We start from the raw sequence: 670 nt of genomic DNA, 5'->3' as shown, positions 1-670 counted from the left end.
AAAGGACCAGTCATCAATCATGAGGCTCATGGAGAACACCAAGACATTTATTTGTTTTAGTTTTATGCCCTTTGGCTGTATTTAGCTATCTGCTTCTTCTGACACGCCAATTCAGCAATTCAATTTTCCAGCAGAGGCCATTGTGAGATTGTAGGCTGGGAGGATGACCGCTCGAATGTATTGCTCGTTTGGTGCGGTTTTATTGTGTCTGTTTGGAAACTTGAACATAACAGATGCTACTCTAGGTATTGGCGGTCTGAGGCTGAAAGACTTGCTATCCCATCGAGGATGTTCTTCTGATAGACCCTGCTCTGGAAGACAATACTGCTCTGAAAGACCTGGCTGCTCTCGATTTCAATGTGATCCTGTTTCCAGTCAGCCTGGTTCAATGAAACCCGGTCAATGTCCTGACCCAAAGAACATTCCACTGTCTGCTAAAAACTGTGTCCATGATGGTCAGTGTCCTGCCACACAGAAGTGTTGCCCAACCACCAGTGGCCATGGATGCAGTGAACCAAGCCGACAGGGCCAGGGAAGCTGTCAGAACACGGGCCAGGGCGCCGGACAGGGCAAGGGAAGCGGCCAGGGCAGCGGTCAGGGAAGAGGACAGGGTGCCGGGGAGGGCGGCGGACAGGGAGACGGACAGGGCGCCGGTCAGGGAAGCGGAGAG

Annotated in this window: 1 protein-coding gene; it reads right to left on the bottom strand. The window is 52.1% G+C overall.

Features of this window, described 5'->3' with window-relative positions:
- Positions 1-385: 385 nt before the first annotated feature.
- Positions 386-670: hypothetical protein (locus GQS57_RS19065; RefSeq protein ID WP_240915530.1), on the bottom strand; the 285-nt coding region annotated here is incomplete at its 5' end.

The sequence above is a fragment of the Polaribacter sp. 20A6 genome, from assembly GCF_011378915.1.
GTDB classification, from domain to species: domain Bacteria; phylum Bacteroidota; class Bacteroidia; order Flavobacteriales; family Flavobacteriaceae; genus Polaribacter; species Polaribacter sejongensis.
This window is presented reverse-complemented; position numbering and strand designations above follow the sequence as displayed.